Origin of the sequence: Psychrobacter sp. AOP7-B1-24 (genome assembly GCF_052376215.1) — a bacterium.
Taxonomy (GTDB): Bacteria; Pseudomonadota; Gammaproteobacteria; order Pseudomonadales; family Moraxellaceae; genus Psychrobacter.
Genome location: NZ_JBQSVL010000028.1, coordinates 1 through 15,097 on the forward strand (window position 1 = coordinate 1; position 15,097 = coordinate 15,097).

11 protein-coding genes are annotated in these 15,097 nt (G+C 41.5%); 6 read left to right on the forward strand and 5 right to left on the reverse strand.

Going from position 1 to position 15,097, the window contains the following annotated elements:
* Window positions 1-311 precede the first annotated feature (311 nt).
* Window positions 312-482: a hypothetical protein gene (locus tag ACT3QP_RS07470; RefSeq protein ID WP_192518747.1), complete on the reverse strand. Its 171-nt coding sequence runs from the start codon at window positions 480-482 to the stop codon at window positions 312-314.
* A 612-nt stretch (window positions 483-1,094) separates the two neighbouring features.
* Between ACT3QP_RS07470 and aceE the strand changes: the two genes are divergently transcribed.
* Both aceE and ACT3QP_RS07480 read left to right on the forward strand, forming a co-directional pair.
* Window positions 1,095-3,896, forward strand: coding sequence for a pyruvate dehydrogenase (acetyl-transferring), homodimeric type (gene aceE, locus ACT3QP_RS07475; RefSeq protein ID WP_192992001.1), 2,802 nt, complete (start codon window positions 1,095-1,097; stop codon window positions 3,894-3,896).
* Between the two features lie 25 nt (window positions 3,897-3,921).
* Complete coding sequence (locus ACT3QP_RS07480) at window positions 3,922-5,637, forward strand: 2-oxo acid dehydrogenase subunit E2 (RefSeq protein WP_444525037.1); 1,716 nt, start codon at window positions 3,922-3,924, stop codon at window positions 5,635-5,637.
* A 140-nt stretch (window positions 5,638-5,777) separates the two neighbouring features.
* On the opposite strand, the gene ACT3QP_RS07485 is transcribed toward ACT3QP_RS07480, so the two are convergent.
* Window positions 5,778-6,410, reverse strand: coding sequence for an OmpW/AlkL family protein (locus tag ACT3QP_RS07485; RefSeq protein ID WP_192518750.1), 633 nt, complete (start codon window positions 6,408-6,410; stop codon window positions 5,778-5,780).
* 298 nt (window positions 6,411-6,708) lie between these two features.
* Here ACT3QP_RS07485 and ACT3QP_RS07490 point away from each other — a divergent pair, with 298 nt between their 5' ends.
* Window positions 6,709-6,885: a hypothetical protein gene (locus ACT3QP_RS07490; RefSeq protein WP_192518751.1), complete on the forward strand. Its 177-nt coding sequence runs from the start codon at window positions 6,709-6,711 to the stop codon at window positions 6,883-6,885.
* Window positions 6,886-7,001: 116 nt separating this feature from the next.
* Complete coding sequence (locus ACT3QP_RS07495) at window positions 7,002-7,985, forward strand: ion transporter (RefSeq protein ID WP_444525038.1); 984 nt, start codon at window positions 7,002-7,004, stop codon at window positions 7,983-7,985.
* A 94-nt stretch (window positions 7,986-8,079) separates the two neighbouring features.
* Here the strand turns inward: ACT3QP_RS07495 and ACT3QP_RS07500 are convergent, their stop codons facing one another.
* The 3 genes from ACT3QP_RS07500 to ACT3QP_RS07510 form a co-directional block, all read right to left on the reverse strand.
* A complete protein-coding gene (locus ACT3QP_RS07500) occupies window positions 8,080-8,718 on the reverse strand; it encodes a TerD family protein (RefSeq protein ID WP_192518753.1) in 639 nt (212 codons plus the stop codon).
* Window positions 8,719-8,801: 83 nt separating this feature from the next.
* Entirely contained in the window at window positions 8,802-9,872 is a 1,071-nt protein-coding gene (locus ACT3QP_RS07505) for a helix-turn-helix transcriptional regulator (protein WP_444525050.1), read from the reverse strand.
* Window positions 9,873-10,154: 282 nt separating this feature from the next.
* Complete coding sequence (locus ACT3QP_RS07510; protein WP_444525039.1) at window positions 10,155-12,947, reverse strand: AAA family ATPase; 2,793 nt, start codon at window positions 12,945-12,947, stop codon at window positions 10,155-10,157.
* 390 nt (window positions 12,948-13,337) lie between these two features.
* On the opposite strand from ACT3QP_RS07510, the gene rsmG reads away from it, so the two are divergent.
* Together rsmG and ACT3QP_RS07520 are read left to right on the forward strand one after the other, a co-directional pair.
* Window positions 13,338-14,054 carry a 16S rRNA (guanine(527)-N(7))-methyltransferase RsmG gene (rsmG, locus tag ACT3QP_RS07515; RefSeq protein ID WP_442062345.1) on the forward strand — a complete coding sequence of 239 codons (717 nt, stop codon included), beginning with the start codon at window positions 13,338-13,340 and terminating at the stop codon, window positions 14,052-14,054.
* A gap of 250 nt (window positions 14,055-14,304) precedes the next feature.
* Window positions 14,305-15,081 (forward strand): ParA family protein, encoded by a 777-nt coding sequence (locus tag ACT3QP_RS07520; protein ID WP_192518756.1) that lies wholly within the window; start codon window positions 14,305-14,307, stop codon window positions 15,079-15,081.
* Window positions 15,082-15,097 lie beyond the last annotated feature (16 nt).

Sequence of the window (15,097 nt, forward strand, 5' to 3'; positions counted from 1 at the left end):
TAGTAAGGATAAGCGTTTTTGAGTGTAACAAAAAAAATATAAAAATCTATAATGAATAAGATAGGTTGCGTGTTGAGGTCACCGAATGGCAGAGTTTCGATTTGATACAGTCTAAATTTAGACACTTTATCAATGACTTTATTCTAATAAGCACTCTATTTGTATTCAAATGCAATGTAGTTTTAATGTAGGACTTGTGGAACTCAGACATGGACAAATTAAAAGTATTTATTGCAGCAGTGCATTGTTGATTATGAAGAAGTAAAGATTTACTAAGGCATGTAAGCAGCCAAACCAGTATTACTTTATGACTATATCTTAGGTGTTGTCGAGTAGGTAGCAGTTGCAGGCAGGTTCAAAGAGTTAGCTTTTGCATTAATAGTGACTAATATAGCCATAATAAAAATAGCAGCAGTTGTGATGGCAAACATGAGCGTAGAGCCGGAGTAATATTTGCAGCCACGAATTTGACTTTTTTGCATTTAACTTCCTGAAATAATATTCACTGTAACAACAGTTTTGCTATATAAAAGACGAAATTTATTATATCTGTATGATAAGGATTTTATGGTTTAGCCCATAGCTAAAAAAGATGAAAGGTGTGATTAAGCGATAAAATGTCATGCTGTAAAACAGTTAACAGTAGTAAGACCAAAGACATGTTATTTTAGTAAATATTTACTTAGCAACTAATCATTATTTATTTCAAAAATACTTGTCATATTACCATTTCTCTACAGCTATAAACATCTATGTCAGAAGAGCCTATAATGAAGAGTTATTATCATCTGATAATTGACTGTAGAGGCCAAAGGCAACTTTGCCTTTATTATCTAGCTGTTCCATTTATAAGGAATAAGAGACACTGCTGTTTTCTTTTTGATTGGTTATGTTGGGCAGCTATCTATTATGCAGCGACTATGTTTATGAAGCCGTTAAATACAGCCCTATAAACCTAACCTGTGAAATGTCATTTCTTAAAATTAACAAGGAAGTCATTGAGCAAACGATTTATGTAAGACAGTATTGATTGATACTTGATTTAATAACTCCCTGCCACTATGCAGGGCTGACTGATAAAAAAGGACAATAAGATGAACTATTATAAGGATGCTGATAGCACCGAAACACAGGAATGGCTGCAAGCCTTTGAGTCTGTACTCAAACATGCGGACAAAGATCGTGCTCAGTTTTTGCTAAAAGCTCTATACAACATGGCGGTTCAAGAAGGACTGCCATTCAATCGTTTGGATACCGCTTATATAAATACGATCGCGGTCGAAGATGAAGCGATGTATCCTGGTGATTTGACCATTGAGCGTAAAATTCGTGCTTTGATTCGTTACAATGCATTGGCCATGGTGATGCGTGCGAACAAAAATGATGATGACTTGGGTGGTCATTTGGCGACATTTGCCTCTAGTGCAACGCTTTATGAAACTGGTTTTAACCATTTCTTCCGTGCGGCTAGTGATCATTTCGGTGGTGATATGATTTATTACCAAGGTCACTCAGCGCCAGGTATCTATGCTCGCTCTTATTTAGAAGGTCGCTTGACTGAAGATCAGCTCGATAATTTCCGTCGTGAAGTCGGTGGTAAAGGTTTATCAAGCTATCCTCATCCATATTTAATGCCGGATTATTGGCAGTTCCCAACGGTATCGATGGGACTTGGTCCAATCATGTCTATTTATCACGCCCATGTACATCGTTATATGGAAAACCGTGGGCTGTTGGAAAAAGAAGGCCGTAAAATTTGGACATTCTTAGGCGATGGTGAAACTGATGAGCCAGAAAGCTTAGGAGCGATCTCTCTTGCTGGCCGTGAGAAGCTGGATAACCTGATTTGGGTCGTTAACTGTAATTTGCAGCGTCTTGATGGTCCGGTACGTGGTAATGGGAAAATCATCCAAGAACTGGAATCTGTATTCCGCGGTGCAGGTTGGCGAGTAATTAAAGTTATTTGGGGCGGTAAGTGGGACAGTCTACTAGCCAATGACCATACAGGTGTGTTGAAACAGCGTATGGAAGAAGTGGTTGATGGTGAGTATCAGTTATATGAAGCCCGTACGCCTGAATTTACTCGCAAGCACTTTTTCAATAAGTACCCAGAGCTAGAAGAAATGGCTAATGCGTTATCTGATGAAGATATCTCACGCCTAAACCGTGGTGGTCATGATCCAATGAAGGTATATGCTGCCTTTAGTGAAGCTATGAAAACCAAAGGTCAGCCAACCGTTGTCTTGGTCAAAACTGTGAAAGGTTACGGCTTATCTACTCAAACACAAGCTGTCAATAAGTCACATCAGATTAAGAAACTGGATCAAGAAGCTTTGATGTATTTCCGTGATCGTTTTGATCTGCCATTTACCGACGAACAGCTAGAGACACTACCATTCTACCGCCCTGAAGAAGGTTCAGCGGAGATGAAATATCTCAAAGGTCGTCGAGAAGCATTGGGTGGTCACTTGCCTAATCGCCGTAGTGGCCATATTCCATTGAATATTCCTGAGCTATCGATTTTCGATCGAGTACTAAAAGGTAGTAATGGCAAAGAACAATCCACCACGATGATGTTTGTACGTTTATTGTCAGCAATGCTAAAGAATAAAGACATTCAAGATCGTGTTGTACCAATCGTACCTGATGAAGCACGTACTTTTGGTTTGGAAGGTATGTTCCGTCAATTAGGCATTTACTCAGCTGTTGGTCAAAAGTATACGCCTGAAGATAGCGAAGCGTTAATGGGCTACAAAGAAGCTATTGATGGTCACATGTTAGAAGAAGGCATCAATGAAGCAGGCGCCATGAGTACTTGGATTGCATTGGCAACCAGTTACTCTGTAAACGCATTACCGATGATTCCGATGTATATTTATTACTCCATGTTCGGTTTCCAACGTGTGGGTGATTTGGCTTGGGCAGCAGGTGATTGTCAAGCACAAGGTTTCTTGTTAGGGGCTACGGCTGGTCGTACAACGCTGAATGGCGAAGGCTTACAGCATCAAGATGGCCACTCACAAATTCTATTCAATGTCGTACCAAACTGTGTCAGCTATGATCCTTGCTTTGGTTATGAGCTAGCAGTCGTTATGCATGATGGGCTACGCCGTATGTATGGTGAAGGCGAACGCGTTTATTATTACTTGACGTTGATGAACGAAAACTACGAGCAACCTGCTATGCCAGAAGGTGCTGAAGAAGGTATCAAACGTGGTATGTACCTGCTTGAAGATAATGGCTCAACGCAAGTACAGCTATTGGGCTCTGGTGTTATCTTACGCGAAGTACAAAAAGCGTCACAGATTCTAAAAGATGAGTTCAATATCACCTCCAATGTTTGGAGTGTGACTAGCTTCAACGAGCTGACTCGTGACGGCATGGTTTGTGATGATTATAACCGTCTACATCCAATGGAAGAAGAGAAAGTGCCTTGGGTTACAGAGCAGTTGGCACCGCACGAAGGTATCGTGGTTGCAGCGACCGATTATATGCGCAACTATTCTGAGCAAATCCGTGCTTGGTTACCAGACAACCGTCCTTATACCACTTTGGGTACTGATGGTTATGGTCGTTCTGATACGCGTGAAAACCTACGCAGCTTCTTCAACGTTGATGCTGCACACATTGTGGTGGCAACGCTGAAACGTCTAGCTGATGAAGGTGAAGTTGAGATGCGTTTGGTGAAAGACGCGATTTCAAGCTTAGACATTGATGTGGATCATCCACCTGCATGGCAACAACAGTCTTATTATGATCATTCTCCAGATGCACCAGCACCAGGTAATGTAAACCCAAATCCGGTACCTGAGTTTATCGCTGAAGACGATGATGAAATCAGTAATGAAAATCAAGCGGATGCAAATTTACCGAATAATGGTGATGTCAAAGAATAATAATCATAAGACAAGGAGATAACCCATGGATATTAAAGCCCCAGATTTGGGTGTTGATAGCGCTGAAGTCAGCGAAATTATGGTAGAAGTTGGTGATGTTATCGCAAAAGATGACAACATCGTGTTATTAGAATCAGACAAGGCATCTGTAGAAGTACCAAGCTCTGCTGCTGGCAAAGTCACCAAAATTAGTATTGCTGTTGGTGACCAAGTTAGTGAAGGCATGGTACTGATAGAGCTTGAGAGTGATGAAGGTACTGCCGAAACAGCAGCGGTAACCAGTAGTGACTCTTCTAGCGATGAGCCTGCTGAAAGTGAACGCGCTCCAGAAAGCCAAGCGGTTGAAGAGAGTCAGACTGAGGAAGCTGATGACAGCAGTAGTGATGAGCCTGCAGCAGCAGCTACTTATGCCTTGCCAGATTTAGGTGTGGATGAGGCACAAGTTGCTGAAATCATGGTTAGTGTTGGCGATACTGTTAATGCAGATGAATCGATTTTATTGATTGAATCTGATAAAGCTTCAGTCGAAGTGCCTGCACCTGTGTCAGGTACGGTCGAGAAGATTTTGGTTCAAGCTGGTGACATAGTTGCCAACGGTCAAGATTTCATTGTGATTGTAGGTAATGCGCCTGCTGCTAAAAAAGCCAGTACAGAGACCTCTAAACCAAAAGCGCCTACATCAGAGCAACCAAAAGCTGAGAAAGCAGCGGCTGATACTGTTGCAAGCGAACCAAAGCAAGCAACAAAATCGTCAACGCCTACTACAGCTGCTAGCAATAAAAATGACAAGCTGACAGAAGCCCAAGTAAATGAAAAGCTAGTCGATGTCTATGCAGGTCCAGCTGTACGTAAGCTGGCACGTCAGTTAGGTGTGGATATCACGAAAGTGAGCGGTTCGGCACTGAATGATCGTATTCTAAAAGAAGATTTGTTTGCGCATGTTAAAGAAAGTCTAAGCACTCAAAAAGCGGCACCTGCTAGTGGCAATGTGGCTACTTCAAGCCTGCCAACATTACCAGACATGAGTAATACCGAGATTTGGGGTGAAACATCGACGCAAGATCTTAGCCGTCTACAGAAGGTCTCGATACCTCAACTCAATTACAATACATTGTTGCCGCAAGTAACGCAGTTCGATTTGTCTGACATCACTGAGACCGAAAAACTACGTGGCGAGCTAAAAGGCGGTATGAAAGCAGAAGGTATTGGCTTTACTATTTTAGCCTTCGTGGTCAAAGCGACTGCTTATGCGTTAACCCAACATCCACGCTTTAACAGTCACTTAAGTGATGACAATACTCAAGTTATCTTGCGTAAAAGTGTCAATATGGGTATCGCAGTGGCAACAGATGATGGCCTTATTGTACCTGTTATCAAAAACGTACAAGACAAGGGTCTGAAGCAAATTGCTATTGAGATTGGCGAGTTGGCAGTTAAAGCTCGTGATAAGAAGCTCAGCACTAAAGATTTACAAGGGGCGAGTTTCACCATATCGAGCCAAGGTAACTTGGGCGGTACGGCATTTACACCATTAGTAAACTGGCCGCAAGTAGGTATTTTAGGGGTGTCAGAAGCGAGTATGCAGCCACGTTGGGATGCTAAGAAGCAAAGCTTTGAGCCACGTTTGATGCTACCGTTATCACTGTCTTATGATCATCGTGTGATTAATGGAGCAGATGCTGCAGTATTTACGCGTTATATTGCAACGTTACTGGCGGATCCACGTCGTATTTTGCTATAAACTCAACGATATAATAGTACTGGTTCAAGAAAGGCTATCTACGGATAGCCTTTTCTATTGATACAATTGTCATTTTATTAAATGATAAAGATAAAAAAGCCAGCTATTAAGCTGGCTTTTTTATTCATGACATTAGTACATTAGAAGCTTTTTACGTAAGCAACACCATATACCCAAGGACTGATATCTACTTCGCCGAGGTTCTCACCATTTAGACTGACGTCTGATTCGATGTCGATATAGCGTGCATCAATACGGAAGGCGTCTGTTGACGTCAATGGGAAGTCAACACCGATATGACCAGCAACACCTACACTATCATCAATATCTAAATCAGCTGCATCACCTGTATATAGCTTTTCTTTAAAGAACGTAGTGTAGTTAACACCAACACCGACAAAAGGTTTGATGTTCATCGGCATATTGTCATAGTCGAAGTGATATTGTAAAGATAGGGTTGGGGGTAAGTGTTGAGTTTCGCCTTCAATTGTGTCGCCATCAGCAGTTGTTAAGGTAATGTCATGATTGAATGGAATCGCTGCCAATAATTCAACACCAACATTATTAGCGATGAAGTACTCACCAGTAAGTGTTGGGCGCGCATCGCCGCCAACATCAACAGAGAGTGCACCATCTGCAAGAGTACCATTGTCACTCTTAGGGTCTACATAGTGTGCACCAGCAGCGATAGACCAAGAGCCAGCAGGCACAGCAAAAGCAGTGGTCATCGTAAGTGCAGTAGCAGCGGCTAAAACTAGGGATTGTAGTTTCATCGTTTGGTTCCTCAATGTGAGAGATTATGGGTCAGTTTCTAATGAGGGATAACATTAGTCACGGATACACAATGTTATGATTATTGATTAACCTGTAACATTATAGCTCTATTATAATACAAATCCGCTTTAACTGTAAGGTTTTAAACGTATATTCAATTCTTTTATTTCATAAGCTACAATAAGAATTGTTTATGCGTCATTTATTGTATAAATGATGATGGTATAAAAATAGGCGTAATATATTATGATCGGCTATTGTAGTAATTCTCCTCTGCGCTGTAAACATGCGCGTTCTATGAAAATGTTGAATCGTATAGATTCTTGTTGTCCAGAGTGCAGTCTATTTCTACTGCCGGCACAAGATGTCAGTCAGCAACTACATGCTGATGAGCAGTTCTTACAATTCGCTATGATGGCAATTGTTTTTACATTATTTACGGTAGTTTATATTTATTATTTAGACTTTATATAATAACTTACCGTATTGTCTAACCAGTATTGATTTTCACTACGAGCAGTACTCTAAGAGCGCTATACTGTTCAGTATATTACTAATATAAGACCGGTGTTTCACCGCATAGGGATGGCATGCTACTTCAATATATACGGCGCTTACGTATTTTTGTTTATAATATTTTGCAGAATGAGGAGCATGATACGCTCTTTAGTCGTTATGTTGATTATTTTTTGATACTTCTCATCATGACCAATGTGGCCGCAGTTATTGCAGAGTCAGTTGATACTTGGTACTACCCTTATCAAGACTATTTTACATGGTTTGAAAACTTTTCAATTGTGGTGTTTTCTATCGAATATCTACTGCGCTTGTGGAGCGTTGCTGAAGTTAAGCCAGATGGTACGACTTGGCGACAGCGATGGAATTGGCTAAAAAGTCCGTCTGCAATGATTGATTTGATTGCTATCATTCCTGCATTTTTGAATTTCTTTGTCTCTATTGATTTACGTTTCTTACGTATTCTGCGTTTATTTCGTATTCTCAAACTCACGCGCTATTTTGCTTCTTTACGTATTTTGTTAGTGGTTATCAGTAAAGAAAAAGGCTCGTTCCAAGCTGTCATCTTTATTTTGATTATTATGATCGTAACCGCATCTAGTGGTATTTATTTGGTAGAAAACCATGCCCAGCCAGAAGAGTTTGAGTCGATACCCAAAGCAATGTGGTGGGCGGTAGTTACGCTAACAACAGTGGGTTATGGTGATGTCACGCCCATTACTAATGCTGGTAAAATACTGGGTGCAGTTATTACTATTTTAGGTGTGGGTCTAGCAGCACTACCTGCCGGTATTCTCGCGACCGGTCTAGCAAATGAGCTTGCTCAACGTCGTGAAGAGCTTGAACAGCACTTTCGAGAGCAGCTAATCGATAGTGATTTTGATTTGGTACAGAATCAGATGATGGTTGATAAGATTCGTCGCAAGTTAGGCTTGGATAAAGAGCAAGCGCAAAATATTGTCTTGCAAGTATTACGTGAGCAAGCATTGGAACGCCGTGAAAAAGCAGTTGAAGTACGACAAAAGAATTTTTGCCCGCATTGCGGTGAGCCGTTGTAAAGCAGCGGCTCTCGGAGATAGTGTTCTTTTTGCCATTTCATTGTTGATGATAGAGGCTTAGAGTGACTAAGCTGACTATTTTGAGTGTTTGATGTTATAAGCCTTGTGACGGAAGTGCACGTGCTAGCTCATATGCTACTTCTTGTGCGGCAGTTGCTAGGTTTTCGGCAGGCAGTGGTAAGTTTTGTAATGTTAAATGCCAGTCTTCTACTTCTCGACGCAAATGCGCCACCCAAAGTGTCGTGCAGTCACGTGGTAGTTTTTTTAGGTTAACTTCAAAACAGTGATTACCTTCATCATCGCTCAAATGAATTTCGCCTTTTTGAACTCTAGAAAATGGATGACCATGGTAAGAGTTGGCAAGCATAGCGATATGAGTGATATGAGCTGGAATTTTATTTAAATACAGTCGGATTTGCTCCTGATCAAGGGGTGCTAAATACATGGCTTGTTCGCCGCGATCTTTACCGTTCAGGCTATCACCCTGATGTTTAACTGATTCAGCTGTATCACGCAATTGTTTGAACCAGACGATATCACTAATATTACAGTTTTTGTCATACAGTACGCATGCTAAATCAATATCAATCGCACTTTGGTCTTTTTTAAAGCGCTTAAACATACCTTTCGGCTCAATTTTTGTAAATTCATAGTTTAGCGCAAAAAACAAAGTTCCCGAATCTAAGCCCAGTCCTCTTAAACTGTCTGACAGTGATGGGGCAGTGACTGACATAATAGTCCTTATTCGTTTCTAATTTTTTAAATGATCGTAAAATCTGCATCTTGGTAAGATTTTGACAATATGAATATCGGTTGTTACTTGTTGTCGAGAGACTTGTCTAATACGGCTTGATATAACAGCTTAGGTTTGGCGTTTAGTAAACCACTACCAAAACCACGTAACCACCAAACCAGCTGCGAGGTTAGGTTGACCGTTGCTTGAATAGTTAGCGTATTATCATCCAATGTGACGATTTGATCGTCACTGAGCTTGCTTTCAGTAAGGCTCTTGCCTGCTTGCTTAGTGAATTGTAGCTCGATGGCGGTGTTTTTTCCATGGTCAGGCAGCTCACCGAATAATGGATGACTAAAACCCATGCCACCTGCATCTAGATAAGTATCGAGTTGAAAGTTGTCAGGTGTTTTTGCGGCACTCTCAAGTATCTCAACGCTAGAGAAACGGTGTAAGGCAAAGGTGCGAATGACCACTTCAGGATCGTCGATACGAGTCGCCAGCAAATAGATAATGACACCACGTTGGATGATAGCAATGGGGTTGAGGATATATTCGCTAGATTGCGACTTATCACTACGTGTATAGCAGGCCTTTATTTGTAACTGATAAAATAAGGCGTGATAAATATTGTCCTTACTATCTAAATCAATATGTGGCGCAATTAGCGGCTGTGTGGCGGGTTCGATACGTACTCTATCTATCCATGAATGGGTAACTTTGCTGTTTTTAAGTTGGCGCCGTGCCAAGTCAAACCAAGGAAACAGCTCATCTAGGATAACGGGTGGAAGTAGTTGGGTGAGATTTGCTTCAACCATATTGAAAGCTACCGCTTGTGACAGATTCATATGCGGTAAACTTTGTAATGGGGCATCATCTTTCCAGCGCCAACCTTGAGGGTTGGCATTGTTTTTTTCGATAGGGAATCGTTTTGCTAGGGCATTTAAATCACGTTGTACTGTACGTAGGCTGACAGCAAACCCCGCAAGTGTGAGCTGTTCGTAGATGTGCGTCGTGCCGACCCAACGATTGCGCTGTAGTTGTGATAATACTTGCCATTGTCGAGCAGTCGTCGCTGCACCATGTCGATTGTCACTATTATCTGTTGAGGCGCTGCTTTGTTCAGTCACTAGCGTTGTATCAGGCTCATTCATGGCTGTATTAGTTGAAATATTATCGGCGTTGTGCAGGTGTACAGTCATTAAGAGATAGCCTTTATGAAGTATCGAGTCGGTTTATTTATATGGTAATTCTATATAAAGCAAATATGAAGTCTACGGTTGGTGGTAAATTTACTAGCCTTTCTTACATCTGAATTATTTAGATTCACCTATTTTGGCGTATTACTAGATATTTATCATCGCAGAAAACCACCGTAGCGTCTAGAGTATGTCTTCAATTCAATTAATAGTCATCAAAATGAGCAAAAAATATACTTAGATGCTGTCTATAGATTGTTCATTCTCTTCTTTATTTATGCTTAGTATTTCATTGGTGTTTACGTTTTCATTCTTTTTCTCATTGCTGTCGTTCTCATTTTTTTGTCTTTCCTTTTTACGCTTGTCTGCTTTTTTTTGACGTTTGGCTTTCTGTTTTTTCTTGTCTTTCTTTTTTACTTTTTTATCTTCAATGCCTTCGTAGTCATCTTGGTTGTCGTCCCATAGCATCAAACGCTCTAAGATTTTGCCAAACAATGTGCCTTTGCGATAGCGTCCTTTTTTGTTCATAGTATCGATAGGTAAGCCAGTCATCAGTGTCAATGCTTCACTTAATGTATGGACGCCATAAATGTGAAACATACCAGCCTTGACCGCAGCAATAATATCATCACGCAGCATGAGCTGTTTGACGTTAGCCATGGGAATGACCACACCTTGCTGACCATTGAGCTCTTGCTCTCGGCAAGCATCGAAAAAACCAGCTATTTTAGAGTTGATACCGCCAACCGCTTGGACTTCGCCCAACTGATTCATGGATCCGGTAATGGCAAAAGATTGATCAATAGGTACGTTTGCTAAGGCAGACAATAGCGCACAGCCTTCACTGACAGTCGCACTATCACCATCGATATGGGCGTAGCTTTGTTCAAAAGCGAGTGAGGCACTAAAGTTCAGTGCATGATGCTGACTGAATAATGCCCGTAAATAGCTGGTCATAATCAGCATGCCTTTGGCGTGTAAGCTCCCACCCAAATCTACGTCACGCTCAATATCGAGAATTTCACCAGTACCAATGTTTGGTTGGATAACCGCAGTCAGACGGGCTGGCATGCCGAATTCACTATCAGCATAGCTGACTACGGTGAGTGCATTGACTTGTCCGATAGCGTTGCCTTGTGTTTGAATCAGTTGCTGACCATTTTTGAGTTCATCCCAATATAAGTCACGTAAGTATCCTGAACGTTCGTCCATATCATCGATGGCTTGTGTGACATGATAGGCCTCGACGATATTGTTACCGCTCAAACGTGCATGGCGGTTAGATTCATGTAGTAGCTTAATCAGTAAATCACTATGTAGACTAAGTCGGTCTTGGTCTTCGGCCTGTAAGCTTAAATGCTCAAGTAGGGCAGCTTGTGCACTACGATCAAACGGATAAAGATTTGCATAGTCAATGATATCAGCCATTTTTGCCACTAGAGCCAATTCGTGCTCACTGGTACGAACCACATCATCATGAAAGTCGGCGCGAACTTTGAATACGGCATCAAACTCAGGTTCAAGTTCTAATAGTTCATAATATAAGTCGGCTTCGCCCAATAAAATTACCTTGATATCAAGGTCAATGGGTGCAGGCGCTAATGATAAACTCCCTGTTAAGGTAAGCATTTGCTCTAGGCTAGAGAGTTTTATTTTTCGTGACTGTAACGCGCGTTTGAGACCTTGCCAAGCATAAGGATGCTCTAGCAAGTGACTGGCTTCTAATAGTAGATAACCACCATTGGCACGATGTAAAGCACCAGCTCTAATCATACTGACATCCGTGGTTACTGTGCCTAATTGGGTGATTTGCTCAACATGACCCAGTAAATTCAAGTGCGTTGGCAAATCCTCAAAAATGACGGGTGCACCACTATCTGGCGTATGACTAACAATAACATTGACTGCGTAACGACTTGGTGTCGTGGTCAAAACTGCTTTTACAAACTCTTCATCATCACCATTAACGATACGCTCTACATGGGTCACCATATCGGTAAATACTGATTTTAGATAGTCAACGATCAGCGGTTGGTTGGCAAACTGTTTATAAATAGGAGTGAATAAAGGCTGTAGTGTGCGGCGTGCGATATTGCGATGTAGTGTTTCTATAGCATCGTTGGCCTCATCTTCTAATCGCTCTAAAGCAATAGTTAGCTGGCTCAAGCGTTTTTGCATATGGTTCTTTTGCACAAAATTATTCAGTTCAGATTCGTATTCACTGTTGCCGGATTTGGTGCGGCTATCATCGTTTGTATTATTGGAGTTGTTATCAGCACTGTCGTTCAGTCTGGCTGTATTATCGTGATGATCGTCTGCTATCGTTGATTTGTTTTTATTATCGTTAGATATTTTGTCTATTTCGGTTTCCTGATCGTTATCACTGTCTACCGTTAGCTGGCTTGGGTGTACGAACATGGCTTTATTATCAAATGAGCGAAACGTCAATGCTAAGTCGTACTGCTTACCTTCAGCATTGAGTGCTTCGTAAGCATGACTTTCTTTTTGATGCGTATCGTTTTTTATGGCTTCGATTTTGCTTTGATATTGATCGCTACGAAAGCGTTGGCTCAGCCGTTTTTTTGCTTGTTGCCAAAGACTGCTTACCTGCTGTTGAAGTAGTGATGCTTGACCAGCAGGCAGGCGCAAAGCTAAAGGGGTGCGCGGATCGGTAAAATTATGCACATAAACCCAATCATCTGGTGTTGGTGCATCAGCAGCAATGCGCGTTAGCAAGCGGCTGATAACAGTGCGTTTACCTAAGCCGTTTTCTCCTGCAGCAAACACATGATAACCACTGGCCCGTATATCTAAAGCAGTGTGCAAGGCTTTTAGTGCCCGCTGCTGACCAAAACCAACATCTAAATCAGGTGCTGTACGTGTGTCTGTCGGCAGCTCGTTTGGCTCGCTATAACGCTTTAACTGGTCAGCGCTAATAAGGCAGCGTTGTTTTACTTCTATAAACAGTGGGTGCGGTGTATTTGTTTTTTCTTGCTCATCGTTTGTCAATTTAGCAGTGGGTGTTGCCATATTATTGGTATCTTTTTTATTAGTGTTTCGTGATATTTGAGAATTGGGTGCAGGTATCTGTTCAATCATAGGTATATGGTATATCGTCTTGAGAGGGTAGAGTAGCTATATTCGTTATTGATTTTGTGGCAGCTGGTATCTATGCTGCATTCCGTGTGACTGAGATTGGCTATTTTGACCACTATTTTTTAAAATGAGGGCGTGCTCTAGTGAGATGAGTAAAATAGATGAAAATTAACAGTGAGTTTACGACTACCGAAGTAGAATAACGTCTCAATCTAAGTGTAGATAGTATAAGATGTCTAACATTGGTGCAATCTGCAACTATTCAATGAGCAAAGTGCGTGATAAAATAGACGGTTAACATGTTAAAACTGGGTAACTCGTTGTATGTCAGATTCTGCTAAAACTACTTTGTCGTCTGCTAGTATCGGCAATATCCGTATTGATCCGACTGGCTTTGTTAAGCTTGGCTCACAATTACCAGCGTTAGCCAATATTTTAGCAAAGGCAATAAATGAGCTGGGTCTATCTTTAAGTGAGACACAGCAGCGCACATTATTATTGTACTTAGACCAGCTTTTGTTGTGGAATAAAGCGTATAATCTGACGGCGATTACCGATCCTGAAGAAGCTTTAATCAAACACGTGATTGATTGCCTGGCTATTATAACGCATTTGCCATCGGGGTCGTTACTTGATATCGGTACTGGTGCAGGATTACCTGCGGTGATTATTGCTATTTGTCAACCTGAGCGTCAATGTAGCGCACTTGATAGTAATCAGAAAAAAATCCGGTTTATTAAGCAGATTAGTAGCGAACTTGGTTTGAGTAATATGACGCCTATTGCTTCTCGTATTGAAGCGCATGAAGCGAGTTATGACGTGGTTACCTCTAGGGCCTTTGCTAGCTTGATAGATTTTGTTGAGGTGGCACAGCCAAGACTGGCAAAAGACGGTTATTTATGTGCCATGAAAGGTAAGGTGCCGAGTGATGAAGAGTTGCAGGCACTAGACAGTGATTGGCAGATTAAAACCATTAAGCTAAAAGTGCCACGTTTGCATGACAGTCGTCATTTAATTGAATTGTTTCGCAAAAATGTCTAAGCTATGAGCACCTTTTAGTTAGCAAACAGCCATTACTTTTTTTGTGAACCAGAGTTTATGTCTGTATGACAACGACATAATGATTGAATGGCATTGATATCAAGCGAGCTGTTTGTATAATGAAGAGTTGATATGTCTTATGTCCCAAGGGACGATGCCTTGGCTTGACAGATTGAAATATTTGTAGCAAATATTGTAGTGGCTAAAGTAAAAATAATAGTAATAAATTCTAATTAAACTGAGTGAGTGTATGGAAATCATAGCAATCGCGAATCAAAAAGGCGGTGTGGGGAAAACCACGACAGCGGTAAATTTGACCGCTAGCTTGGCTGCTAAGCGTAAGCATGTATTACTGATTGACTTAGACCCACAAGGCAATGCGACCAGCGGCACAGGTGTAGATAAAAATGAGCTGACTCTGACCATCGCTGATGTCTTGCTTGATGGTGTCTCACTGTCGGAGGCGATTGTGACCAGTCCAGCAGGATTTGATGTGATTGGTGCTAATCGTGATTTGGCTGGTATGGATATCACCTTGATGAATAAAACTAATAGTCATGAACTGTTCAAGACAGCGATGGCGACATTAGTCAGCGATCAGATAGCGGCTAAAAAACCCGCTTATGATTATGTCGTGATAGACTGTGCACCCAGTTTGAACTTGTTGACGATTAATGCGCTGGTTGCCACCGATGGTGTTATTATTCCGATGCAGTGTGAATACTATGCATTAGAAGGTTTGGCAGATTTGTCACAGACGATTGAGCGACTAACTGAGCTAAATCCGAAACTGTATATACGCGGTGTCGTGAGGACGCTATTTGATGCGCGTAACACCTTGGCTCGTGATGTATCTGCTGAATTGGAGTCTCACTTTGGCGATATCATGTATAAGACACATATTCCAAGAAATATTCGCTTGGCAGAAGCACCTGCACATGGTTTACCTGTTATCGCGTACGAAAGATGGTCAAAAGGTGCTCGCGCTTATCAAAAGCTGGCCGCTGAAGTGATGAAACAAAGCTGATAGTTGTTAGTAATCA

What these genes read in the sequence shown, in the direction of transcription:
- ACT3QP_RS07520 (WP_192518756.1), top strand. Translation starts at nt 14,305, where the DNA reads ATGGAAATCATAGCAATCGCGAATCAAAAAGGCGGTGTGGGGAAAACC.
- ACT3QP_RS07480 (WP_444525037.1), top strand. Translation starts at nt 3,922, where the DNA reads ATGGATATTAAAGCCCCAGATTTGGGTGTTGATAGCGCTGAAGTCAGC.
- ACT3QP_RS07505 (WP_444525050.1), bottom strand. Translation starts at nt 9,872, where the DNA reads ATGAATGAGCCTGATACAACGCTAGTGACTGAACAAAGCAGCGCCTCA.
- ACT3QP_RS07500 (WP_192518753.1), bottom strand. Translation starts at nt 8,718, where the DNA reads ATGTCAGTCACTGCCCCATCACTGTCAGACAGTTTAAGAGGACTGGGC.
- ACT3QP_RS07495 (WP_444525038.1), top strand. Translation starts at nt 7,002, where the DNA reads ATGCTACTTCAATATATACGGCGCTTACGTATTTTTGTTTATAATATT.
- ACT3QP_RS07470 (WP_192518747.1), bottom strand. Translation starts at nt 482, where the DNA reads ATGCAAAAAAGTCAAATTCGTGGCTGCAAATATTACTCCGGCTCTACG.
- aceE (WP_192992001.1), top strand. Translation starts at nt 1,095, where the DNA reads ATGAACTATTATAAGGATGCTGATAGCACCGAAACACAGGAATGGCTG.
- rsmG (WP_442062345.1), top strand. Translation starts at nt 13,338, where the DNA reads ATGTCAGATTCTGCTAAAACTACTTTGTCGTCTGCTAGTATCGGCAAT.
- ACT3QP_RS07485 (WP_192518750.1), bottom strand. Translation starts at nt 6,410, where the DNA reads ATGAAACTACAATCCCTAGTTTTAGCCGCTGCTACTGCACTTACGATG.
- ACT3QP_RS07490 (WP_192518751.1), top strand. Translation starts at nt 6,709, where the DNA reads ATGAAAATGTTGAATCGTATAGATTCTTGTTGTCCAGAGTGCAGTCTA.
- ACT3QP_RS07510 (WP_444525039.1), bottom strand. Translation starts at nt 12,947, where the DNA reads ATGGCAACACCCACTGCTAAATTGACAAACGATGAGCAAGAAAAAACA.